Origin of the sequence: Xanthomonas arboricola pv. juglandis (assembly GCF_001013475.1) — a bacterium.
In the GTDB taxonomy this organism is placed as follows: Bacteria; Pseudomonadota; Gammaproteobacteria; order Xanthomonadales; family Xanthomonadaceae; genus Xanthomonas; species Xanthomonas arboricola.
The window spans coordinates 265,303-288,441 of record NZ_JZEF01000006.1; the positions used below are offsets into that span (position 1 = coordinate 265,303).

Sequence of the window (23,139 nt, forward strand, 5' to 3'; positions counted from 1 at the left end):
CGCAACGACGTGATTCGGAGAAGTGGTAGATGGCAGCACGACGCGGTAAGAGTCAGGCGCGACGCAACACCAGCAATGGCACCCCCGGTTGGGTGTGGTTGGTGGCGGGCGCTGCGATTGCGGCAGTGATCTTTCTGGCCGCGCCCAACCTGTTCAAGAAGGACGGCGACGGCTTCCTGCGCGTAGGCCCACGCGCCAACCCCGACGCACAGCCCGAGCCGGTGGCCGATGCCGACGTGGATACGCCGGCCGAGCTGCCCAAGCCCAGCGCGCAACCGCCCAAGCCGCAGGCCAAGCCGGGCGATGCGCAGACCCAGTACGACTTCTATACCTTGCTGCCCGGCAAGGAAGTACAGATGTCAGATGCCGAACTGGCGGCCAGCGCGCGCGCCGAGGAAGCTGCACGTGCGCGCGCCGCATTGGAAGGCAAGCCGGTCGCGCCTGCACCGGGTGCGAGTGTGGCGGCAGCCACGCCGGCCGCCAGCGTGCCGGTCCCGGTGACCGAAACAGCCGCCAGCGCGCCGAAGCCATTGGCCGAGACCGCCCCGGCACGCCCGGCCGCCACCCCGGCCCCGGCCAGCACTGCGGCACTGAGCACGCCGGCTGCAACCGCTGCGCCGAAGCCGGCAGCGACGGCAGCAGCTGCCACCCCGGCAGCTGCCTCTGCAGTGACCGACAACACCCGCTACATCCTGCAGGCCGGCTCGTTCGGCGCCTCCGGCGATGCCGAATCGACCAAGGCCAAGCTGGCGATGATGGGCCTGGCCGCACGCGTGGAGTCGGCCGACATCAGCGGCAAGACCGTCTACCGCGTACGCATGGGGCCGTACGGCAGCGCCAGCGAACTGGCCGAAGCCAAGCAGAAGCTGACCGGTAGCGGCTTGCCCGCCATCGCGATCAAGGCACAGTAGCCGCCGTGCTGCAGCGCGCCGCCGGCCTGTGGTTGTGGTGGGGACTGATCGGCGCGGCGCACGCCACCGAGCAGATTCCCGACCACATCCGGATCGACGGGCAGGACGCGGTGCTGCTGGCCGAGCCATTGGCGCCGGTGCTGGACGACCAGGCCACCTGGCAACGGTTCGTAGCGCATGCGCGGCCGGCGCTGGGCAGTTGCAGTGCAAACTGGCGCGGTTACCAGGCCGATTGGCGCGTGGAGCAGACGCAGGTGCTGCTGGATCGCATCGTCATCGGTGCCTGCGACACCGCGCCGCCGGCGTTACCGCTCGATGTGCTGTTCCCCGGGCGAACCGCTCCGGTCGCCGCGGACTGGATCGATGGCGAGCTGGTGATCGCCCTGCCAACCGCCGCGAGCACCGGCGACACCGCACCCGGCGCCGCAGAAGCACCGTATCTGCTCCTGCAGGTGCAACACGGCCGCGTAGTGACGCGCGAGCCGCTCAGTGATGAGGCCAAGCTGCGCGCGCGCCGTGCCCAGGCCCACGTATCCGGCGCTGCCACCACCCCCTGATCCCTTTGCCTGACCCCCTCGTTCGCAGGAGTTATCCCCCATGTCCAAGACCGTTCTGATCACCGGTGCCACCTCCGGATTCGGCAGCGCCGCCGTGCGCCGTTTTGCCGCCGCCGGCTGGAAGATCATCGCCACCGGCCGCCGCGCCGAGCGCCTGGATGCGTTGGCGGCCGAGCTGCCTGCCGGCCAGGTGCACACCGCAGCCTTCGACATGCGCGATGCGCAGGCCCTGTCGGCAGCGATCGACGCATTGCCGGCCGAGTTTGCCGACATCGATGTGCTGGTCAACAACGCCGGGCTGGCGCTGGGCACCGCGCCTGCACAACAGGCCGACCTGACCCAGTGGCAGCAGATGATCGACACCAATGTCACCGCGCTGGTCACCCTCACCCACCGCCTGCTGCCGGCGCTGATCGCACGCCGCGGCGCCATCATCAACATCGCCTCGGTCGCGGCGACCTACCCCTACACCGGCGGCAACGTGTACGGCGGCACCAAGGCGTTCGTGCAGCAGTTTTCGCTGGGCCTACGCGCGGACCTGCACGGCACCGGCGTACGCGTGACCTCGATCGAACCGGGCATGGCCGAAACCGAATTCACCCTGGTGCGCACCGGCGGCAACCAGGCCGCCTCCGACACGCTGTACCGCGGCGCCACCCCGATGACCGCCGAGGACATCGCCGAGCAGATCTTCTACGTCGCCAGCCTGCCGGCGCATCTGAACATCAATCGGCTGGAAATCATGCCGGTCACGCAGTCGTTCGCCGGTTTCCAGGTGGCGCGCGACGCGCAGTGACGATGGCCTGCAACGCCAATGCCTCGGTCGCGTCGCGATCCGATGGTGTGGCGGTCGGCGCGCGAACAGATCGCGCCGCATCCAAGCTGGGTGCGGCGCGGCAACCGGCGTACCGCCAGGGCTGATGACAACGCCGCGCATTGCGCGGCGTTTTGCTCTGCCTGGTCAGCCGCGATCGGCGGCAGCCAACGGCTGCGCGCCTGGCCGCAGCATCCTGTCGCGCAGTTGCAGGAACGGGCGCTCCACCGCGTAGTGCAACAGCGCGCCGCCCAGCACTGCCACCAGGCCATACACCGCAAATGCCAGCACGCCGCGCCCCTCCAGCGCCGGGCCGAACCAGCCCTGGGTGAGATGGAAGACGGCCTTGTGGGTCAGATACAGGCTGTAGGAGATGGCCGCCAGCCATGCCGCGCCCGGCACGCGCAAACCGCCAAGCACACCGCTGCTGGCAGTGCCGGCGAGCACCAGCAAGGCCAGCCCCAGCGACAGCACCGGCCAGCCCACCGCGTTGCCGATCAGGCCGGTGCGCTCGCGGAACAGCCACAGTGCCAGCGCCAGAATCGCCACGCCGGCACACAGGATGGCGTTGCCGTGTTGCTGCAGCCGTTGCCACGTCATGGGGCGAAACACCTTCAGTACCGCCAGCACGACACCGGCCAGCAGACCGTCCAGACGGTTCCAGGTCGGGTAGTAGATGTCTTCGATAAACCAGTTGCGCTGCAGACCGACGCCAGCGCTGTCCAGGGCAGTGTTGTGCCACCAGATGCCAGCACGCAGCGCGATGCCGGCAACCACGACCAGCACGCAGAGCACGCCAAAGCGTGCAGCCGAGGGCCGACGCAGCAGAAGCGTCGCCAGCAACGGAAATACCAGATAGAAATGTTCTTCCACGCACAGCGACCAGGCGTGCGAGAACGCGGCATCACGGCCGTAGTCGACGAACAGGTTCAGGGTGAAGGTGACGAACATCCACCACGGCGCCAGCCCGGGCGACTCGCGAAAGTCCGGCCACGCCATGTAGATCACCAGCACCAGCAAGAACGCCGGCAGGATGCGAAACGCGCGGCGCAGATAAAACTCCTTGAAGTCCAGGCGTTGCCCGCGCGCCAGCGGCCTCAGCACCTGCGTGCCGATCAGAAAGCCGCTCAGGACGAAGAACAGGTCCACGCCCATCCAGCCGTAGCGCGACAGCCACGCCCAGTCCGGCCCCAGACCGCCGACCACGAAGGAATGGAACAGCATCACCCAGACAATGGCGATGCCACGCAGCAGATCGAGAGCGGGGTAGCGCATGCGGGCGATGCAAAGCCGAGGGAGCCCGATTGTGCCGCATCCCGCCGATGCGACGATGCCGGCGCCAGCGCTGGCGCAGTCGCCAGCTCGGATCAGCAATGCAGACGCTGTTTCCACATCACTCAGTCGTGCAGGCCTGGTCCGGTCGACCACCTATCGGCGACAGCAAAACGCTAGCACCCCGCCCGTGCAGCAGCCGAAGGGCTTCGGTGAGGCCAGCCGCATTGCCGCAGCCAATGCAACGCCGACGCTGTGGCTCCCCCACAGCGTCAACCATCACGCATCGGCCTGTGTCACGCGACGGCCTGCTCGATCCGCACGGCCGGCGCCACCGACACCGCCGGTTGCAGCAATCCCCAGGCTTTCAGCTGCTCCACTGCACGGCCGATTCCGTCTTCCTCGCGGATGCGCTGCCCCAGCGCGCGTGCCGCTGCGCGCATGCTCGGCGCGCTGGCCTGGCTGATGGCATCGGCCAGGGTCTCCGGCTGTAATCCGACCCGTGCGAGCGCCGGCGGGGCGACGCCGCGTTGGGCCAGGCAGTGCGCCCAGAACGGCTGGTCATAGCCGAACGGCAGCACCACCGACGGAATCCCCGCAGCCAGCGCCGCACCGGTGGTGCCGGCACCGCCGTGATGCACCGCCACCGCCACCCGCGGAAACAGCCAATCGTGCGGTGCCTGTTCCAGCTGGAAGAAGCGCTCGGCATCGTCGGATGCGTCTTCCGCGGCCGCCAACCCGCCCCAACCGCTGGCCAGCAGTGCACGTTGACCGGTCAGACGCACCGCCGCCTTGACGATGGCGGTGAGCTGGGCCGCATCAGTGCTGATCATGCTGCCGAAGCCGATATACAGCGGCGGGGGGCCGGCCTGCAGAAACGCCTGCAGCGCGGCCGGCGGCTGCCACTGCGGCTGCGGCAACTGCCAGAACCCGCTGACCTGGGCCCGGTCCGGCCAGTCCGGCGGACGTGGGCACAGATGCTCGCTGTAGCCATACACCACGCGCTGCGCGCTGCGATCGGGCCCGCTCCACGGATATGCCGGCAGCCCCAAGGCCGGGCGCACGATGCCGTTGAGCGCCGGGCGCATCAGCTGCCAGCCGGCAAAGCGCACCGCGTGATGCAGCGCCACGCTCACCAGCCCGGGCAGGCGCACGGTGGGCATCACCATCAACGGCACATGCCGCGAGGCGGTCAGCGGCTGCAATTGCGTGAACACCACCGGCAGGCCATAGGCCTGGCCCAGGCTATGCGCCAGCGGGCTGGCGCTGCCGACGCCGAGAATCAGCCCGGCACCGGCACAGGCCGCACGGCCCTGCTCGGCCCAGTCGCGCGCCCACTCCAGCAGCTGCGCACGCAAGGTGCCCCAGATGCCGCGCCAGCCACCGCGCATCTCGGCGACATCCGGATGGCCCTGCAGCAGTTTCTGGTGGTCGCCGCTGAGCGGGAAGAAGTCCAGCCCATTGGCGCGGATCAGCGCTTCGAAGTTGGCGCTGGTCAGCACCCGCACCGGGTAACCGCGCTCCTGCAAGCCACGGCCCAGCGCGATGATCGGGCGCACATCGCCATGCGTGCCCAGGGTGGCGATCAGCACCGGGCGCTGGCGTCCCGCGTTGAAGGAAGACTCAGGCATATTCGGCCACCCCGTCACTGGCGGTGGCGATGCTGCCATCGCGTTGTGCGGCTTTCGTGGTGGCCGCGTGCAGCAGTGCGCTGAGCGTGGCCGAATGCGTGGACGACAGCATCGAGTGGTGGTCGCTGTCCAGCACATGCAACTGCAGGTGGCGCACATACGGGCGCCAGGCCTGCGGCCGGTAATCCACCCACACCGTATCGTCGCCGCCGGAGGTCATGCGCACGCTCGCTTCGACGAACACCACATCCTGGTCCAGCGGCTTGGGACGGTGACGCCGCGCCAGATGCAGGTGGTGCTGGGTCATGCCGCCCATGTCGTCCAGCAACGTGGGGCGTTGTTCGAGCAGCTGGCGCACTGCGGGCAGGTCGTTCAAGCCGTAGTGATCGCACAGCAGGCTGGCCAGTTCGGCCACCGTGGTCGGCATCGGCTGGCCGGGTGCCAGATGCAGGCCCAGCGCATGCACCGATGCACGCACGTTTTCCGATTCCGGCAGCGACGCGGCCTGCTCCAGGTGCGGGTAGCTGTCGAGCATCGCCAGCAATTCGACTTCTTCGCCCAGCGCATGCAGTTCGGCAGTGATGGCATGCGCGATCAAGCCGCCCAGCGACCAGCCGATCAATCGATACGGCCCCTGCGGCTGTACCGTGCGCAGCCGCGCCAGATAGTCGCGCGCGATCGCCTCGATGCTTTCCGGGCGATGCTGCGGGTCGCTCAAGCCGGGCGACTGCAAGGCATACACCGGCCACTGCGGATCGAGCTGGCCGAGCAAGGTGAGATACGACCAGCCCAGACCGACCACCGGGTGGATGCAGAACAGCGGCGGCGTACCCGGGGTGCCCGCACGCAACGGCAACAGCACGCCAAGCGGGTCGTTGGGGATCTGCGCGTTGCGCTTGATCACCTCGGCCAGGCCGGCAATCGTCGGCGCATGGAACAGGGTACCCAGCGGCAGTTCGACACCGAACGTCTGCGGGAAGCGTGCGGCCATTTCTGCCGCGCGCAGCGAGTCGCCGCCGAGCTCGAAGAAGTTGTCTTCGACACCCACCACTTCGATGCCCAGCACGTCCTGCAGCATCGCGGCCAGCTGCTGTTCGAGCGCATCGCGCGGCGCCACATGCGCGCGCTGCGGCAGCGCACCCGGCGACGGCAAGGCGCGGCGATCCAGCTTGCCATTGGTTGTCAGCGGCAGTGCCTGCAATGGCACCCACAAGGTGGGAATCATCGACGCCGGCAGGCGCTGCTGCAGATGTGCGCGCAACAGCTCCGGTGATGGCGTTGCGCCATGCTTGCCCACCACATACGCCAGCAACTGCAGTGCGTCGTGGTCGCCATCGCGATGACCGACCACCACCGCCTGCGCCACTTGCGAATGCAGCAGCAAGGCGTTTTCGATTTCGGCCGGCTCCACACGATGGCCGCGGATCTTCAGTTGCGCATCTGCGCGGCCGATGAATTCCAGCATGCCGTCGCGGCGCTGACGCACGCGGTCGCCGGTGAGGTACATGTTGCTGCCGTCGTCGGCGAACGGGTCGCGCACGAAGCGCTCGCTGGTCAGCTGGCGCTTGCCGCGATAGCCCTTGGCCACGCCCGCGCCGCCGATGTACAACTCGCCGATCGCGCCGGTCGGCAGCGGTTGCCGCTGCGCATCGAGCACATAGACGCGGGTATTGAGCAGCGGCCTGCCGATCGGCGGGGCGGCAGCGTCGGTGAGCTGCAACGGCATGATGGTCGACCAGATCGTGGTTTCGGTCGGCCCGTACAACTGGGTCAGGCGCCCGACCCGGCTCAGCAACTGGGTCGCCAGTTCCGGCACCAGGGCTTCGCCGCCGACCAGGGCGTGGATACGGTCCAGCGCCAGATCCTGATTGGCCAGCAGGATGCGCCACAGCGACGGAGTGGCCTGCACCATGCTGATCTGCTCCTGCACGATCAGCCGCGACAGGCTGCGTGGATCGTGGGTGATGCCGGCCGGTGCAATGACCACGCGCGCGCCCACTAACAACGGCAGGTACAGCTCCAGCCCGGCGATATCGAAGGTGATGGTGGTGACCGCCAGCACGCGGTCGCGCGGACGCAACGCAAGCTCATGCTCCATCGCATGCAGGAAATTGAACAGGTTGCGATGGCTGATTTCCACGCCCTTGGGCGCACCGGTCGAGCCGGAGGTGTACAGCACATAGGCCGTACCGTCCGGCGTGGCCAGCGGCGCGATCGCCGCCGGCAACACCGCCGGGCGCGGATCCAGCCAGACCATGCCGCCGAGCAGATAGCGCTCGCACAACGCCGGCTCGCAGACCAGCGCGATGGCACCGGAATCGTTGAGCATCTGCCGGTTGCGTGCGGCCGGGCTTTCCGGATCCAGCGGCAGGTACGCCGCCCCGCTCCACATCACCGCCAGCAAGGCCACCAGCAATTGCTCGCTGCGCGGCAGCGCGATGGCGACCACGTCGCCGGGGCGGACGCCATCGGCCACCCATTGCGCGGCGATGCGCGAGGCCAGTTCGCACAGCGTGGCGTAGTCCAGGGTGCGGTTGTCGTATTGCACCACCACTGCCGCCGGCATCAGTTCGGCACGCTGCAGCATGCCGTGCAGCAGCGTGGCCGGCTCCGGCAGCGCTGCGGCGGTGGCGTTCCAGGTCTGCAACAGGCGGCGGCGTTCCGCATCGCCCAGCACATCGATCTGGCCCAACGCGCATTCCGGATCGGCCAGCACCGCATCGGCCAGATGGGTCAGGCGACGGCAGTGCTCGGCCAGCTCGTCGCTGTCGTACAGCGCCGGATTGGCATCCAGATCGAAGCGCAACGCGGCACCGTCGCCGCGCTCGTAGCAGAAGATGGTCAGATCGTCGGCCGGGCCGTTGGACAGGTTATGCGGCATCGCATAGGCCTGGCCAAAGCGCAGTGCGTAATCGAAGGCTTCGATGTTCACTGCCAGGCGTGCGAACTTCTGATCGATCCCGAACATGCCCAGATCGCGGCGCACGTCCTCGAAGCGGTATTGCTGGTGGCGCAGCGCGTGCCTGACCACCGAGGACACCTGCGCGAACAGCGCATGCACCGGCTGCTGCGGATCCATTTTCAGGCGCAGCGAAATCACATTGGCCACCAGGCCTGCGGTCTGCCGGTAGCGCGCATTGATGCGGCCGGTCACCGGCATGGCCAGCACCAGATCCTCGGCACCGGTGCAACGGTAGTAATACGCGGCGATCAGCGAAATCAGCATCTGCGGCAGGCTGGCGCCATAGTCCTTGCCGAGCGCGCGCAGCCGCACCACCTGCTGCGGCGAGAATTGTCCGGTGCCACGCAACAACCCGGTCGACAGGTGATTGCCCGGACGCGCCAGGGTCGCCGGCGGCGGCAGATCGGCCAGCTGCTGCATCCAGTAGCTGCGGTCGCGCTGAAAACGATCGGACTCTCGATACTGCTGTTCCAGCTCGATCAGCGACAGCGCGCTGCCGTATTGCGCAGGCTCCGGCTCGATGTTTTCTGCGTAGGCGTTATACAGCACCGCCATGCGCTGCATCATGATCGAGGCGCAATAGCCATCCATCACCAGATGGCTGACGCATTGCACCCACATATGGTGGTCTTCGCCAAGGCGGAACACCGCGCAATGCCATAACGGCCCGTGCTGCAGATCTTCCGGCTTGCGGATTTCTTCGTCGACCCAATGCTCGGCGGCGTTGCGCGGGGAAGGATCTTCGCTGACGTTGAAATACGGGATCGCGGCGGTGTATTCGGGCAGGACAACCTGATGCGGCACGCCGTCGTGCTCGGCGATGCATAGCCGCAGCGTGTCGAATTCGCGCGTCAGCTGCATGCTGGCGCGGATCAGCAGCTGCGGATCCAGCGGGCCGAACATTTCCAGGGCTTCGGACAACATCAAGGTGTTGTCGGTATGCAACTTGCTGGCGACCCACAGGCCGCGTTGCGCTTTGGTCAGGGGAAACACGGGAGAGGCGTCGGTGTGCATTGCGTGCATCCTTCTTGTGTGGCGCGCAGTCGCCCGGTGCGCCATGTCCGCAATGCGGTCAGTGGGACGCCGGATCAGCACCTGGCCTTGAAACGTGAGGTAAGAGACACCGACGACCGCCAGCGCATGCCGGCGATATACGATGGAACGCACAATGGGAACACATCACGAAGCGGCGTGCAGCGTCGATACAACGACGTGCACTGACTTTCCTAAAACACTTGTTTCCCGACAAGTTAAACAAACACTAACAATTAGCCACCGCGATAAACCGTGCAAAAATCACGAAATCCACGTCGCCCGCAAAAATTTTTGGCTGAAATGTGATTTCAACTAGTGTTCTGGATGCATACGTCTACAGATCGCGTTTTTCGCGCGTTGCACGCTACGGAACAGACTGCCATGCATCGCGCAGCAATCCGGCGAAGGCGTTTTTGCCGGGAATTTTGCGTGTTTCATGGCGTATCCGGGACCGCATGCACTAAGACCACTGCATGCAGCGGCATTGATTTTATTGCGTCGCAGGGACAACCATTCCGCAAGACACGCCGCTTTTTTTGAATGCCGTCTGCAACCGCATGGTCACACGACGGTTATTTGATTGTCATTGCCACCCGCGTCGATCACGCATGCATGGGTGTTGCTGGTGATCGCCTGGCCCTGGCTTGAGCGGATGGTGTTGGTCGTCGCACGTCGTCGCCAGGGCAGGACGTTACCGGGCTCGGCCAGGGCGCGCAGAATCCAGCGCGTCCGGCAATGGCGCCGGGTTCGGACCCGGAGCCATGCCGCATTACGGCCGCACAGCGGTGCTGCGGGCCGTCTCGTCAATGCATTGCGCGCGAAGGTGCAACAGAATGGCGCGCCACGGCCCCCGCAGCGCGCAGTGCCTCAGCCCAACGGTTCGTCGGACAGATAGGTGTAACCGGTCAACCCTGCTTCCAGCGCATCGCTCAGTTCCTGTGCGCGCTCGGGCGGTAGCTGCGCGGCAGCGATGCGCTCGGCGTAGGTCGCACGCAGCGTGTCCAGCTGATAGCCCACGTAGTCCAGCATCACATCGGTGGTATCGCCGCGGCGCTGCTGCGCGATGCGATAGCCATCGCCGTCCACGGCCACTTCCACCGCATCGGTATCGCCGAACAGGTTATGGATATCGCCCAGGATTTCCTGGTAGGCACCGACCAGGAAGAAGCCGATGCGATAGCTCTCGCCCGGATTCAACGTGTGCAGCGGCATCGAGCTGTCCAGGCTTTCGTTCTCGACGTAGGTCTTGACCATGCCGTCGGAGTCGCAGGTCATGTCGGCGATGATGCCGCGCCGCTGCGGCGCTTCGTTCAAGCGCTCGATCGGCACGATCGGGAACACCTGGTCGATCGCCCACACATCCGGAATCGACTCGAACACGCTGAAGTTGACGAAGTACTTGTCGACCAGCCGCTCGTTGAGCTCGTCCAGCACCGGGCGATGGCTCTTCTCGTCGAAACTCAGGCGTGCACGCACGCCATGCGCAATCGCATAGAACAGGTCATCGATACGCGCGCGGTGGGTCAGGTCGATCTGGCCCAGTGCGTAAGCACTCAAGCCTTCGGCATGGAAGTGCTGCGCCTCCTGGAACAGTTCCACCGCCGGGCGCACATCGAGCTCGTCGTGGATCTCGCGCAGGTGGCGGATCGCTGCCGGCTCGTCGTCGTGCGCATCCGGCACGCGGCCTTCCGGCGCCTGCTCCACTTCGGACACGTTGGCGATCAGCACCGCGTGGTGGGCGGTCATCGCGCGGCCGCATTCGGTGACGATGCGCGGCGGGGTCAGGCCGTGCTCTTCGCAGGCGCTGGCCAGCGGCTGCACGATGTTGCTGGCGTAGGAATGCAGGCCGTAATTGATCGAGCAATAGCTGCGCGAGCGCGTGCCTTCGTAATCGATGCCCAGGCCGCCGCCGACGTCCACATGGCTGATCCTGGCGCCCAGCCGCGACAGCTCCACGAAATAGCGCGTGGCCTCGCGCATGCCGTTGGCGATGTCGCGCACGTTGGAGATCTGCGAGCCCATGTGGAAATGCAGCAGTTGCAGGCTGTCGGCGTACTCGGCGTCGCGCAGCGTCTTCCACAGGTCCAGCACCTGCCGTGGCGACAGCCCGAACTTGGCCTTGTCGCCACCGCTGTTCTGCCACTTGCCCGCGCCAAGCGAGGCCAGGCGCATGCGCACGCCCAGGCCCGGCTTGACGTCCAGCGCGCGCGCCTCTTCCAGCACCAGCTTCAGCTCGGAGGGCTTTTCGATGACGATGAAGGTCTGCAGGCCGAGCTTGCGGCCGATCAGCGCCAGGCGGATGTATTCGCGGTCCTTGTAGCCGTTGCAGACGATCAGCCCGCCCGGGCGCGACAGCGCCAGCACCGCCATCAGCTCCGGCTTGCTGCCCGCTTCCAGGCCGAAGCCGTCGCCGTGGTGGCTGGCCAGCGTGCCGGCCACGCCGCGATGCTGGTTGACCTTGATCGGGTAGACGGCCGTGTAGCCGCCGGCGTAGTCCCATTCGGATTGCGCCTGCGCGAACGCCGCCTGCAGCTTGCCCAGGCGCTGGCCCAGGATGTCCGGGAAACGCACCAGCAGCGGCAGCTTGGCGCCGGCTGCGCGCGCGGCGTCCACCACCTCGGGCAACGACACCGACGGACCGTCGCTGGTCGGCGTGACCACCACATGTCCGGCGTCGTTCACATCGAAATACCCGTCGGCCCAATGCGGGATCGAATAGGTCTTGCGGGCTTGGTCGAGGGACCAATCGCTCATTTCGCTGACTCGGCTGGGGCAAAAAGGGCGTGAAGTGTAACGCCTGGCACGCGCAGGGTCCGTTACAATCCGCGCCGACTTCACGCCCTGCTCCTGATTGGAGCGGGGTTGGCGGGGGTTCGGGATGGCCGTCAGCAGCTTGCCTGTGCGCGGCTGCGCCCGACCCTCATCCGGCGCTTTGCGCCACCTTCTCCTAAGTGGGAGAAGGAACAGCCCCATCTTTCAGGACCTTGCATGAGCGCCAACGACAACTGGTACATCGAACACTTCCAGCCGACAGGCTCGGCGATCGGCTTCCGCATCAGCGGCAAGCTGGACGAGGTGCAGTCCCCGTTCCAGAAGATCGAGATCTACCAGACCACCGACTGGGGCAAGCTGATGCTGATCGACGGCGCGGTGATGCTGACCAGCCGCGACAATTTCTTCTATCACGAGATGATCAGCCACCCGGCGCTGTTCACCCACGCCGCGCCCAAGCGCGTGGTGATTATCGGCGGCGGCGACTGCGGCACCCTGCGCGAGGTGCTCAAGCACCCGGGCGTGGAAAGCGCCACCCAGTGCGACATCGACGAGCAGGTCACCCGCATGTCGGAGAAGTATTTCCCCGAGCTGTGCGATTCCAACCACGATGCGCGTGCCGAGCTGCTGTTCGACGACGGCGTGGCCTACATGGCCAACTGCCCAGCCGGCAGCGTGGACATCGTGATCGTCGATTCCACCGACCCGGTCGGCCCGGCCGAGGGCCTGTTCAACAAGGCCTTCTACGAGAGCTGCTTCAAGGCGCTGAAGGACGACGGCATCCTGGTGCAGCAGTCCGAATCGCCGCTGGCGCTGCTGGCGCTGATCAACGAAATGCGCACCGAAATGGGCAAGGCCGGATTCCAGTCGTTCAAGACCCTGCCCTTCCCGCAGCCGTGCTACCCCACCGGCTGGTGGAGCGTGACCATGGCCAGCAAGCAGGCCAACGCCGATTTCGCCTTCCGCCAGGACGCCGCGCAGGCCAAGGGCTTCGAGACGCTGTACTACACCGCGCACCTGCATACCGGCGTGCTGGTCGCACCGCCGTTCGTGGCCAAGGCGCTGGGCGAGTAAGCGCGGCTCACGCACCGTAGCGCGCCGCCAGCGGATGCGGGCGGCGCGCCAGTAATCACGGCCAGGCCAGGCCGTGACCAGGCAACCGTGCCGAGCGCCCTACAACCGCGCCAGCACCTCGGCTTTCTTGGCGTCGAACTCTTCCTGGGTCACCAGTCCCGCATCCAGCAGCTGCTTGAGCTTGCTCAGCACCTGGATCGGATCGTCCGCGGCCGCTGCCGTGCTCTGCGGTGACGAGGACGCGCTGCCCTGCGCGGTGGGTGCGTGCACCACCACGCCACCTGCCGATGCGCGCAACTTGTCGAATTCCAGCTGCTGGCGTTTTTCGTAGGCGGATTCTTCCACCTGCTGGGCATAGGCGTAGACCCGCCGCGCCTGCTTTTTTGGAAGGCTATCGATGGATGCGTACGCGCCCTGCGTGGTGCGGCACATGATGGTGGCCCCGAGCATCTGTTCGCTCATGTGCACATCGAGCACCTCGCGCCAGGGGAAATCGCGAAACGTCATGCCGAACAGTTTCGGGTAGACCACAATGAACCTGCGGTTGGTCAGCACCACCGCGTCAGGTGACAGGTTCATCACCATCTTCTTCTGCACCGCGATGTACTCGACCTGCTCGTCGCGAGTCAGCAACTCGGTGACCTTGGGCAGGATCCTGCCCACTGCCGTCGGGTCCTGCTCGTCCGTCAAAAACTGCGCCAATGCGTCCATCTGCCCTGGCGCTTCCCGCGCTGGTTGCGGCGCGGCACGCTGGTGCGGCAACTGCAGCGCAGCGACCTGGCCAATTTCCGGAAGATGCGCCAGCGCCTGGCCGGGATCGCGCCGACCGCCGACGAGGCCGCATGCAGCGCCGAGCCGCGATGCTCGGCTAAGGAGGGCCGCGCATGGTAGGTCACATGCCCTGCATCACATTGCGTCCCTGGCAACCACGGAGTCTCGATCCCGTAATTTTGGTTCGCGTCCAGCATACCGCCAATTACGTAAGGAATGATCTGTGGGTCAAATAAGTACCAAGCATGCAAAATTTGCCAACACGGCACAATTAATTCCACCCCTTCAGCCGAATCAAATGTGTAACAGTCCGCAGTGATACTTCTTTTATAAAACGGATATTCCTCTTCTGAAAAAGGACTATTTCTTCCTCCGGGAGTGCCTGAGCTAATCGGTCGCGGATGGATCTTCAGAGTTCTTATAGGGTGTTTTTTTGAGTCATAGCCCACCATGCGTCCATTGCGCCATAGAGACTGAACACCGTAGAGTCCGAGCTCTTCGATGGGACGAGTTTCCACACGCCAAGATGCAGTACCGCGTCCAAGGAACGGATAGTGTACAAATACAATGTCCACATAAAGCGGACTCGCCCCGCCTGCAATCTGCCGGCACCCTCCTACCCAAAGAACCCGCCAATCCCGACCGCGCAATCCTTCGATATAACGTCTTGGTTCATTGCCCGCCTGATCAGTTACCGAGTGCAACCCAGGTTGAGTGTCGGCATTGCCGCCTGCCTCTCTGGAGTGATCCGAGTATTCCCCGAAAGAGCGGTTCTTCGCAAATGCGACCGCTATCCCCCGCAACGCGGCTAGCGAGACGCGCACCAGAGGGTCGGCAGGGATTCGTGTGAAAAACAGCTAAAAGTGAGCTAACCTGCTGTCAGCAAAGAATTTTTGGTCTCTGCGGTTATCCGCAGCAATTGTGACTGTGCCCCGGAAACCCTTTCGCGGCAATGAAGTTTCGAGGGTCCTCAGGGATTTGTGCGCAGCACGCTTCAAGCGCAGGATCTCGCGGGACTGATTTAAATTGAGGGTCGGCAGGGTTCTTGAAAGTTCTGTGTAGACAGCGAGTTAGCTCACTTTTAGCTGTTTTTCACACGAATCCCTGCCCACCCTCATCAACGTCGAAAGCGATCACTCCCCGCGATGGCGCTGCAATGCAAGATTGGCTTGCTTCTCGTAATTGAGCGCCGCACTCGTCATCTGGTCCATTGTCTTGCCACCACTGAGGCGACTGTCCGAATACTTCACACTTGGATCTCTTGCGGAGCGGCGTATGTCGTAGAAATGAACCCGGGGTTTTACGTTTTCATCGATATAGTCGACCAATGCATCGCCGATCGCAGGCTTGTCGTTTTCGGCGAGCATTTGCTCTACCTCCGCACGGCTTACAGGCTGAATGCTGCTCAAAAGATCAGTTGCGTCTGGATCAAGGGGGGCGTTGACGCTTCTCAAATCTCCTCCCGGGCCGAGCGTATAGCCAAGCGGCCCCCCTTCGGCAAGGGTTACGGCGGTTGGGAGGCGAACCCAGGGATCCACCACCACGGTGTTGCGCTCCCCCCATTGCGGATCCCTTGGATCGCCGATTACAACGTAAGAGTGATCTACGTTCCGATCGTTCACCCGCATAACGGGGGCATTGATTGTTCTCGTCGAAAGCGCGGCGTAGGCAAGACTTGCATGCTCTTTGCAATAGCCACCTTGTGCTTCCGCAGCTGCTCGCGCGTATTCCAATACGGTACTGCTCCGGTTCACTCGGGTTCTCGCCACGGACGCCCTGGCCCAAGACTCACCTTTGGAAAGAACGACATCCGCCTCCTGGTTTCCAGGCCCATGAGGAAGCATATGCCGTACCTCCCTCAAGACCTCCGAAGCGATTTTCAAGTTCTTTAGAGTGGTGCTGCGCACGGTGACCTTGCGACCGCTAAAGCTGCTCACCCCAAGTTCCTCGGGTTCGCACTCCTTATGAATCTTTACGACCGATTGCGCCCCAAGACCGCTCAGAGGGTTCACGCTGGAACGGCGGTTGTAAAAATCAGCAGGTTCGGGTTGTTCGGGAGAGCGCGCAGGCCTAGGCGATAACGCCGAAAAAACCTCATTTCGGTAGCTCGTACTTCCAGGACTCCCATAAGTTGCAGAGGCTGGCGGGGTCGACGTACTGGACCTCGCTGAGGTGTCGAGTATTCGACTGAAATCAGATAACCAGCTGCTCACTATCAACTCTCGCTGTATTGAGGAGTAAGTAGTGTGACGCCAAGACCGACGGGACATCGACACTCATCGAAGAGATGACCCCTTGAGCGAAGTGGTTGGTGTTTATTTCTCTTGACAGCGGTAAAGAGACAACAGATGTCCGCATGGGCCACTTTTTTTGCGACGCACTGGGGCGTGTGGGTGATCGATATCAACGATAAGCCGATCAGTCCCGACCCGCTGTTTGTCATCGGCGCCGATCGATAAGAAACATCATGCCGACCCTCCACTACGTCTCATTTTTTCTTCTGATGCCCCGCCCACCGATTGTGGAAGTTGGGTACTGATCGCTCCAATCTCCGAAGCACTTGATCTAGCCAAGCCGGCTGCCGTGAGCCTTTTCCGTCGTCGAAGCGACCACGATAAAGGCGATGGTCAATCCCTTTTGCGAGAAAAGTGGTTGGCCACCCGATGAGGACGTGTCGCAGAACACTCATTGCATACCGCCGATGCTCCAGTCGCCAGTGCTCGATGCCAAGACTAAGTTGGGTCGGCCTGGCTCGATACATACCGCTGGGCATGAGCTCCACCAACCCTACGCCATGACTGCTCGTGTATAGCCCCCGGGACAGAGCACGGAGACCATTGAATATTTCCAAAGGTGCGTTAGGCACTCCGTACCAGTTCATCCAACGACTGTCCAAAGCTCGCTCAAGTCGGCGTTGGAATTGCACCTCTGCCTGTGTCGCAGGCAGGCCTACGCCAGCTAGCCTGTCGCCGCAGTGACTACACAGCAACCCGCGCTGCGGATGTGAGCTGATTCGGTGCAGGATGATAGGAGAGCCGCACCTCCTGCAAGCATCGTGTAGAACGACTTGATGTATCGAACAAACGGTCATCCATGCGAAACGCCACTTGAGCCGGAGCCAAGGCTGTTCATCGGATAGGCATACAGGACAGCACTGCTGACCGAAAGCTTTTCTCTTTCTACTCCTTATTCCAATTGGCAACACCCAGGTAAGTTCACCGCGACCACGATGCTCCTTGAACATTCGCCCCTCAACGCTGGCGATTACGCTGTTTCGGAGTCGCTCGATGCGCTCACCTGTCGAATTCGCAGCGGCGAGCAGCATGCTAGCGTCAGCGAATCGATCAATGTCGCGATTCCATGATGCGCGTTCACCGAGCACCTGCTGGCAGAAACTGTGGTCACCGACACCATTGGCCTGGGCGCTACGGTGTAGCCAAGACGAAAAACTCTCCCCCTCGTGAAGCCTGGGGTGAGCGCACCAACTTGCGCCACCCCACGTCATCATGCTTTCACTGGGCGTCGCTGCTGCCGGCGCTGAGACGGAGGAATGTAATCGAGCGAGCGTAATAACTGCTCATCGACGCACTCCCTCCCTGTCCCCATCGCCTCTTCCACAGCTTTAGATAGCAAAAGATTCATCTCGCCCAACAGACCTTCGCTTAGTTCGAGTATGAGCGCAGCAACTCGTTTATCCTGCAAAGGTGACTTTTCCCGCAGTGGAAGTGTTGCTTGAAATGCCGCCATTAGGCGGCGGAATTCCGTATCGAGTCGCCAAATAGGCATCCAAACAGGATGCAGCCTGTTGGCTAGCTGCTCATCTTTGGAGATCGCCACATGAGCTTCGGCGGTGCCAATAGCGACGATAGGCACCTGCAGTGTGTTGCTGAGATGCTTGATGACCTCAAGTACGAGGCGCCTCCGATCGTTTCTTGTGCTTAGGACAGCCTGGAACTCATCAAAGATCAGCATTCTGGCACCGACGATCTTCAGTGCTGTCTGGACCTGGCGTGCTTTTACGCTGATAGGGTCTTTTGTGCGAAATGGCTGCATGAGCTGCAGAAGAATTTCGTCGTAGATTCGCGTTTCATCTGGATTTGGTGGCATCTCGATCCGAAGGACAGGCACGCGTACCGCGTCGCCCTCCAAGTTCGGATCGACAGGGTGCCTGCTCATGAACTCCAAGCCGAGTGAGGTCTTTCCGCTATTGGATTCTCCAAGCAGCAAGATGCCTGGCATGCGATGTGTCGGGGGATGATCAAGCAAGGTTTCCATCCGCTGCAGAATCGTTTCAGCAGCGGCATAGTTAAACCACTTGCTTCCCTGCATTTGCCGTAGACGCATCGCAGGCGACTGATCCATCACCGCGCGAACTTCCGGCAGAAGATGCTCTAGGTCGCTCATCTTTTCAACTTGATCTCATAAGGTGACAGTTCACCTGACTCGTCGCCCCACTCTTCTTCAGCAGGCAAAGGCAAAACTTTGCGGACTTGGGTACCGGATTGTGCTTCTTCAATCGATCGACGCCGGCCGCGCTCGCGCTGCTTTTGCATCGCCATACGGGCTTTCACGGTGCTTGCCTGAGCATCCTCTTTGAGCTTCGTCAGCCGCTCATAGGTCTCGAAGATCAAGTCCTCATCTACCTCGGCGCGACCTTCTCGCTTGAGCTGCACACGAATCTCGCGCAGTTCCCATAGCGTCATGTGCGGCCATGCCAAATTCCTGTAGGGCACCGCGTAGTACTGATCAATATCCGGATCGAGAAACCAAACCACACTGATATCCCGAGGATCCCGTCGCACTAGAAAACTCAGTGGCTTCTTGGTCTTGGGGTCGCGCCGTCCGACCCATGGGTCCAAAACAGGATCGTAATAACGGATGCCGTCGATCGCCAGGCCGTAGGCTTGCACCGTGCGCTTCAGCACCGGCATGAAGTCGAGGCGCAGTCTTTTGGGGTCCGCAATTGGCGCAGGTAGACCACGCGCAGGTGTCGTACCGTCACCAAGCACACCAGCCTCAAACTGTTTAATTGGTGGCCGTTTGAGACTTGAATGGACCGCTTGGTGATAGATGCCACAGATGTATTCGGCGACGTAACGTTCGCACTCAGCGAAGGTCATGATGGCCTCTTCGTGTGGCTTGTACTTGCCTCGCGCAGCAGCGTTGGCAAATGTTGTGCCCGGGATTGTTTGGATTTCGGCATTGGTTGTGCCAATTAGGCGCTCGATGTGACCTCCCCAGTGCGGGGTCTCCACCATTCGCCACTCCAGGCGGAAGCCGTAGGCAGCCGAAGCGCGACTGATCATCTCACCATGGAATTCCTTGCCGTTGTCGGCTTGCACAGTGTCTGGGCGGCCATAGATAGGCCACGGCGATGGGATGCCCATTTTCGCCAGCCAGCCTTCTTTGTTGAGCATGCCATGCACCAAGCACATGCCTACCGACACTTCACTGGGCTTGTCGAGCGACAGATGGAAGCCGGCGACGCAACGGGAGTACACGTCGATAGCTACCGTCAGCCAAGGGCGTCCGATATGTCGGCGGTACACGTCGTCGACGATCACCACGTCCATTGGCGTGTGATCAATTTGCCAGACCGCGTTAGGCCAATCCGCACCCTCAAAGCGCCCTGGGCGGGCGTCGAATCGGTCCTGGGCTGCTTTGCGGCCCATGCGCTTTTCGACAACCTGCTTTTCAGCCAGACTGGCGATACGCCTTCGCAGCGTACTTTCGTTAGGTGGCTCTAGGTCCATGCGTCGACTGATACGCCCAGGGTTCCGTAGACACTCAAGACCCTCGTTGCGCGTAGCGCCGTTCAAACTCTACAGGGGACAGGTCGCCAGTTGAACCGTGGCGGCGGTTGGGGTTGTAGAACATCTCGATGTAGTCGAATACCTCGGCGCGAGCGGCGTCCTTGGTGGGATAGATCCGCCGCCTGATCCGCTCGCGTTTGAGCAGGCCGAAGAAGCTCTCCACGGGTGCGTTGTCGTGGCAGTTGCCACGCCGACTCATGCTGCACACCAAGCCATGGGACGCCAGGAAACTGCGCCAGTCATCGCTGGTGTAGACAGACCCTTGGTCCGAATGAACCAAGCAACCAGCGTTGGGTTTGCGCCGCCACACCGCAGACAACAAGGCCTGCACGACCAACTCGGTGTCGGCCCGATCGCGCATCGCCCAGCCGACGACCTGCCTGGAAAACAGATCGATCACAACAGCCAAATACATCCAGCCTTCATGCGTGCGGATGAAGGTGAAATCACTCGCCCAGGCCGTGTCCGGCTCCGTCACGTCGAACTGTCGGTCAAGCAGGTTGGCAGCCGCCTTGCACTGCATCCCTCCATGGAAGCGCGGTTTGCGACCATAGCCCACCTGGGCACGCAGTCCCTCGGTGCGCATCAGCCGATGCACCCGATGGCGACTACAACGCTCACCTAGATCGCGCAGATCCGTGGTGATCTTGCGATGCCCATAAACACTGCCGCTGGCCAGCCAGTGGTGCTTGATTAGTCCAAGCAAGCGATCATCTTCCTTGGCGCGCTCACTGTCGGGCGAGCGTAACCAGGCGTAATAACCCGCCCGGTTGACCCGCAACACCCGGCACATCGCACACACCCTGAATTCCCCGCAGTGGGCTTGCATGAAGGCGTACTTTGCCTTTACCCCTTGGCAAAGTACGCGGCGGCCTTTTTTAGGATGTCGCGCTCCTCGGTCACTCGACGCAACTCTGCCTTCAGCCGCCGAACCTCGGCGCTCTGGTCCACCTCGGCGCGCTGCACCACGCCAGGCTTGCCGAACTTGCGCAGCCAGGCGTAGAGGCTGTGCGTGGTGACACCCAGTCGCTCGGCGACTTCTGCCACCTTGAACCCACGATCAGTCACTTGCCGGACCGCCTCGATCTTGAACTCATCCGTATACCGCTTACTGCTCATGGACACCTCCGAATCAGCCATTTTCCATGGCCTTGAGATGTCTAGGAAACCCTGGGCGTATCAGGATGAGACCGGTAAGTGCACGGCGGCCTAGGCCAATTTTTCGAGCGGGCGGCAAGCGCCTTGGGAACCCAGTGGCGTCACTTGGATCGAATTCGAAGCTAGTGTCACCAACTTTGCCAGTGGGTTGCAATACCTTCGCTCGCATCTTGAAGCCCAAGCCTTTGAGATTGGGCGATACGGTTGCAAAGACTCTGCCAATTGTCACCACGCCAACGGTGCGCCGATCTTCCTGGCGAGCAATCGCCAGGTGGTGCGCAACGGCGCGGGGAAACCACAGTGGACAGGGTCACGCGCCGATGCCGTGCACCGGCGGCGCCCTCCAGGCGGCTAGCCGGTCGTCCGGTCGCCGCCCCGGCTCCTCACTGCGCGCCGGCCGCTTCGGCTGCCGCCGGCGCGCGGTAGGCGATCAGGCGCGGCGCGTCGGCGACGAAGCGGTCCAGCACGCCATCGGCGATCTTGACCGGGCCACCGAAGCGCGTGGCGCCGGGGATCGAGGGGATCGCTGCGGCTTCGGCAGCGATCCGCTTGGCATCGGCAAACGCAACTGCCGCCTGCGCGTCACCGCGATTGGCGGCTTCCAGCCCGGCCGCGGTCTGCTGCAGCGCGCGGCCCCAGGCTTCCATCGCCTCCAGCCAGGGGCGCGATTGCTCCGCAAAGCCCTTGTCGGCCACGCCTGCGCGAATGCTCTGCGGCGCGGCCGCGAACACATCGGCCGTGCGCACCAGCTCGGCGATGGCCTGGCTGCGCGCCGCTGCATCGCCCAGCGCAATCGCCTCGCGCACATGGTCGAGCACGGCCTTCAGCCGCGGCGCCTGTTCCTGCCACGGCTGGCTGCCGAAGGTCGGCGCCAGATGCTGGGTATCGAAGAAGGTCAGCAGCGCGGCGGTCACCTGCGCGTCGCCACCGGCCAGGTCGCGTGCGGCCGCATGCCAGGTGCGCTGGGCGTCGTAGCCGGCGTCGTTCCAGGCGAAGGCGGTCAGCCCCATCACCGCGACCCGGCTGGGCACTTCCTGATTCATCGGGTTGGAGACGATGCCGGACAACTCCGCCGACAGGCCGGCCTCGCGCCGCGCATACGGCGCCATCAGCAGGCGCCCGGCCGAGGTTTCGAAATCGTTGACCGGGTAGTTGTCCCACAGCAGCGTCTTGCGACCGAACGCCTTGGTCGCCGCGCGTGCATCGGGAATGGAAATAGCCGGCGGCACCACGTCGGTGCCGGTCCACTGCACCACGATCTTCGGGTCCAGATGCTTGCGCAGCGCTTCCTTGTACGGGCTTTCCTTGGCGTCGTAATACTCGGTCGGCACCATGATCAATTCCGAGGCTGCATCGTGGCGGGCGACCAGATCGGCCTGCACCAGGTTGAGCAGATGCGACTGCGCGATACCGGCCGCCTGCGCGCCGGACGCGCCGAAGGTGGTCTTGTCGCGCTCGCAGTTCCACTTGGTGTATTCGATATCGTCCAGCGCCACGTAGAAGCTGCGCACACCCAGCGCGCGGAAGGCATCGAACTTGCGCAGCAGCGCCTTGACATCGGCCGGATCGGAGAAGCACACCGTCGGCCCCGGCGAGATCGCATAGACGAAGTCGACATGGTTGCGCCTGGCGGTGGCCGCCAGTTTGCCCAGCGCCTTCAGCGTGGCGGCCGGATATGCCTCGCGCCAGCGGTCGCGCGCGTACGGGTCGTCCTTGGGGCTGTAGATGAAGGTATTGGCCTTGCTGCGGGCGAGAAACTCGATGTGCTTGCTGCGGTCGGCCATCGACCATGGCGCGCCGTAGAAGCCTTCGATGGTGCCGCGGATCGGCATCGCCGGATGATCCTGGATCGCCAGGGTCGGAATGGCCGGGCGCTCGACCAGTTGGCGCAACGTCTGCGCCGCATGGAACAGCCCCTCGTTGTCCTGACCGGCCAGCGTGATCAGGCTGCCGGTGCCGAGCGCCACGCTGGCGAGCGTATAGCCCTCCTTGTGGGTGTCCTGCACCGCCTTGCTGCGGGTCAGCGCATCGCGCACCACTGCCGCCTCGCCGGTGCCGAGCACGATGTGCGGGCGGTCGAGCGTGGCCGGCAGACGCGCCGCGGTGGCGATCTTGGCGACGCCGGCCGTACCGAGGATGCGGCGTACCAACGCGACCGACTCCGGATCCGCACCCGGCGCCACCACCAGCACCACTGATTGCCCCAGCGCGACGGTGCCACCCTCGAGCGTGATCGAAACCGGGGCGGGGAAGATCGCCGGCTGGGTGACCGGCTGGGCCAGCGCGGGGACTGTTGCCGCTGCCAGGCCTGCTGCCAGCCAGAGCGAGAGCGGGCGCAAGCCCGACTTCCTATCGCGTCGCTTCATCCC

15 protein-coding genes and 1 pseudogene are annotated in these 23,139 nt (G+C 63.7%); 5 read left to right on the plus strand and 11 right to left on the minus strand.

Annotation, left to right across the window (positions count from 1 at the left end):
- Window positions 1-29: 29 nt before the first annotated feature.
- From XARJCFBP2528_RS20360 to XARJCFBP2528_RS20370, 3 genes are read left to right on the plus strand one after another with little or no spacing between them, the layout of a single operon-like run.
- Complete coding sequence (locus tag XARJCFBP2528_RS20360) at window positions 30-911, plus strand: SPOR domain-containing protein (RefSeq protein WP_016901970.1); 882 nt, start codon at window positions 30-32, stop codon at window positions 909-911.
- Window positions 912-916: 5 nt separating this feature from the next.
- Window positions 917-1,468 carry a hypothetical protein gene (locus XARJCFBP2528_RS20365; protein WP_016901971.1) on the plus strand — a complete coding sequence of 184 codons (552 nt, stop codon included), beginning with the start codon at window positions 917-919 and terminating at the stop codon, window positions 1,466-1,468.
- Between the two features lie 40 nt (window positions 1,469-1,508).
- Entirely contained in the window at window positions 1,509-2,264 is a 756-nt protein-coding gene (locus XARJCFBP2528_RS20370) for an SDR family NAD(P)-dependent oxidoreductase (protein ID WP_016901972.1), read from the plus strand.
- A gap of 165 nt (window positions 2,265-2,429) precedes the next feature.
- Here the strand turns inward: XARJCFBP2528_RS20370 and XARJCFBP2528_RS20375 are convergent, their stop codons facing one another.
- From XARJCFBP2528_RS20375 to speA, 4 genes are all read right to left on the minus strand, one after another.
- A complete protein-coding gene (locus XARJCFBP2528_RS20375; RefSeq protein ID WP_016901974.1) occupies window positions 2,430-3,557 on the minus strand; it encodes an acyltransferase family protein in 1,128 nt (375 codons plus the stop codon).
- Window positions 3,558-3,850: 293 nt separating this feature from the next.
- Window positions 3,851-5,185, minus strand: coding sequence for a glycosyltransferase (locus XARJCFBP2528_RS20380; RefSeq protein ID WP_016901975.1), 1,335 nt, complete (start codon window positions 5,183-5,185; stop codon window positions 3,851-3,853).
- Window positions 5,178-9,161: a non-ribosomal peptide synthetase gene (locus tag XARJCFBP2528_RS20385; protein ID WP_016901976.1), complete on the minus strand. Its 3,984-nt coding sequence runs from the start codon at window positions 9,159-9,161 to the stop codon at window positions 5,178-5,180. Before XARJCFBP2528_RS20385 ends, XARJCFBP2528_RS20380 begins: the two co-directional genes overlap by 8 nt.
- Window positions 9,162-10,049: 888 nt before the next feature.
- Entirely contained in the window at window positions 10,050-11,936 is a 1,887-nt protein-coding gene (gene speA, locus XARJCFBP2528_RS20390) for an arginine decarboxylase (RefSeq protein ID WP_016901977.1), read from the minus strand.
- 234 nt (window positions 11,937-12,170) lie between these two features.
- On the opposite strand from speA, the gene speE reads away from it, so the two are divergent.
- Entirely contained in the window at window positions 12,171-13,028 is an 858-nt protein-coding gene (gene speE / locus XARJCFBP2528_RS20395) for a polyamine aminopropyltransferase (RefSeq protein WP_016901978.1), read from the plus strand.
- A gap of 99 nt (window positions 13,029-13,127) precedes the next feature.
- Here speE and XARJCFBP2528_RS20400 read toward each other — a convergent pair whose 3' ends face one another.
- Complete coding sequence (locus XARJCFBP2528_RS20400; RefSeq protein WP_016901979.1) at window positions 13,128-13,739, minus strand: PH domain-containing protein; 612 nt, start codon at window positions 13,737-13,739, stop codon at window positions 13,128-13,130.
- Window positions 13,740-13,745: 6 nt separating this feature from the next.
- Here XARJCFBP2528_RS20400 and XARJCFBP2528_RS23625 point away from each other — a divergent pair.
- Window positions 13,746-13,919, plus strand: a pseudogene (locus XARJCFBP2528_RS23625) (kinase); the annotation flags it as partial.
- A 1,013-nt stretch (window positions 13,920-14,932) separates the two neighbouring features.
- On the opposite strand, the gene XARJCFBP2528_RS21720 reads toward XARJCFBP2528_RS23625, so the two are convergent.
- The 6 genes from XARJCFBP2528_RS21720 to XARJCFBP2528_RS20435 form a co-directional block, all read right to left on the minus strand.
- Window positions 14,933-15,532 carry a type III effector gene (locus XARJCFBP2528_RS21720; RefSeq protein ID WP_144422148.1) on the minus strand — a complete coding sequence of 200 codons (600 nt, stop codon included), beginning with the start codon at window positions 15,530-15,532 and terminating at the stop codon, window positions 14,933-14,935.
- Window positions 15,533-16,287: 755 nt separating this feature from the next.
- Window positions 16,288-17,307 carry a TniQ family protein gene (locus tag XARJCFBP2528_RS24480; protein ID WP_080591319.1) on the minus strand — a complete coding sequence of 340 codons (1,020 nt, stop codon included), beginning with the start codon at window positions 17,305-17,307 and terminating at the stop codon, window positions 16,288-16,290.
- Window positions 17,304-18,203 carry a TniB family NTP-binding protein gene (locus XARJCFBP2528_RS20415; protein ID WP_016901983.1) on the minus strand — a complete coding sequence of 300 codons (900 nt, stop codon included), beginning with the start codon at window positions 18,201-18,203 and terminating at the stop codon, window positions 17,304-17,306. Before XARJCFBP2528_RS20415 ends, XARJCFBP2528_RS24480 begins: the two co-directional genes overlap by 4 nt.
- On the minus strand, window positions 18,200-19,471 hold the full coding sequence (locus XARJCFBP2528_RS20420; RefSeq protein WP_162200832.1) for a Mu transposase C-terminal domain-containing protein: 1,272 nt from the start codon (window positions 19,469-19,471) through the stop codon (window positions 18,200-18,202). Before XARJCFBP2528_RS20420 ends, XARJCFBP2528_RS20415 begins: the two co-directional genes overlap by 4 nt.
- A 115-nt stretch (window positions 19,472-19,586) precedes the next feature.
- A protein-coding gene (locus XARJCFBP2528_RS20425) for an IS3 family transposase (protein WP_155410737.1) occupies window positions 19,587-20,731 on the minus strand; the annotation gives its coding sequence in 2 pieces (ribosomal slippage) (window positions 19,587-20,494 and window positions 20,494-20,731; 1,146 coding nt in all).
- 422 nt (window positions 20,732-21,153) lie between these two features.
- Window positions 21,154-23,136, minus strand: coding sequence for a glycoside hydrolase family 84 protein (locus tag XARJCFBP2528_RS20435; protein ID WP_026064812.1), 1,983 nt, complete (start codon window positions 23,134-23,136; stop codon window positions 21,154-21,156).
- Between the last annotated feature and the right edge of the window lie 3 nt (window positions 23,137-23,139).

What these genes read in the sequence shown, in the direction of transcription:
- XARJCFBP2528_RS20360 (WP_016901970.1), top strand. Translation starts at nt 30, where the DNA reads ATGGCAGCACGACGCGGTAAGAGTCAGGCGCGACGCAACACCAGCAAT.
- XARJCFBP2528_RS20370 (WP_016901972.1), top strand. Translation starts at nt 1,509, where the DNA reads ATGTCCAAGACCGTTCTGATCACCGGTGCCACCTCCGGATTCGGCAGC.
- XARJCFBP2528_RS20375 (WP_016901974.1), bottom strand. Translation starts at nt 3,557, where the DNA reads ATGCGCTACCCCGCTCTCGATCTGCTGCGTGGCATCGCCATTGTCTGG.
- XARJCFBP2528_RS20380 (WP_016901975.1), bottom strand. Translation starts at nt 5,185, where the DNA reads ATGCCTGAGTCTTCCTTCAACGCGGGACGCCAGCGCCCGGTGCTGATC.
- XARJCFBP2528_RS20385 (WP_016901976.1), bottom strand. Translation starts at nt 9,161, where the DNA reads ATGCACACCGACGCCTCTCCCGTGTTTCCCCTGACCAAAGCGCAACGC.
- speA (WP_016901977.1), bottom strand. Translation starts at nt 11,936, where the DNA reads ATGAGCGATTGGTCCCTCGACCAAGCCCGCAAGACCTATTCGATCCCG.
- speE (WP_016901978.1), top strand. Translation starts at nt 12,171, where the DNA reads ATGAGCGCCAACGACAACTGGTACATCGAACACTTCCAGCCGACAGGC.
- XARJCFBP2528_RS20400 (WP_016901979.1), bottom strand. Translation starts at nt 13,739, where the DNA reads ATGGACGCATTGGCGCAGTTTTTGACGGACGAGCAGGACCCGACGGCA.
- XARJCFBP2528_RS24480 (WP_080591319.1), bottom strand. Translation starts at nt 17,307, where the DNA reads ATGATGACGTGGGGTGGCGCAAGTTGGTGCGCTCACCCCAGGCTTCAC.
- XARJCFBP2528_RS20415 (WP_016901983.1), bottom strand. Translation starts at nt 18,203, where the DNA reads ATGAGCGACCTAGAGCATCTTCTGCCGGAAGTTCGCGCGGTGATGGAT.
- XARJCFBP2528_RS20420 (WP_162200832.1), bottom strand. Translation starts at nt 19,471, where the DNA reads ATGGGCCGCAAAGCAGCCCAGGACCGATTCGACGCCCGCCCAGGGCGC.
- XARJCFBP2528_RS20435 (WP_026064812.1), bottom strand. Translation starts at nt 23,136, where the DNA reads ATGAAGCGACGCGATAGGAAGTCGGGCTTGCGCCCGCTCTCGCTCTGG.